This window comes from Chromohalobacter sp. HP20-39 (genome assembly GCF_033052815.1).
Classification (GTDB): Bacteria; Pseudomonadota; Gammaproteobacteria; order Pseudomonadales; family Halomonadaceae; genus Chromohalobacter.
In genome coordinates this window covers 1-241 of record NZ_JAWHTP010001094.1, presented here as the reverse complement: position 1 = coordinate 241, position 241 = coordinate 1, and the positions used below count along the sequence as shown (strand labels likewise).

At 68.9% G+C, this 241-nt stretch carries 1 protein-coding gene; it reads left to right on the top strand.

What is annotated here, in order from left to right; genetic code table 11:
- A partial coding sequence (locus tag RVY79_RS21310) for a hypothetical protein (protein ID WP_317466617.1) occupies nucleotides 1-241 on the top strand: 241 nt, incomplete at both ends.

Sequence of the window (241 nt, the reverse complement as noted above, 5' to 3'; positions counted from 1 at the left end):
CCGGTGATGGCGGTCGGCGAGCCCCGGAGCTGGATCCTGCCGGCCGACATTCCCGAGCGCTTCCGCGCCGAGGCGCGCGGCGAGAAGCTCCAGCCGCGGTTCCAGCATATATTGGGGCAGATCGGGATCGAACTGTCGGTCGACGACAGGGATGCGATCACCGATTGCCGGGGCACCTATGGCCATGTCGCGCTCGCCCCGCAATTCTGCGAGGTGCTGCGGCACCGGGGCAAGTTCCGCC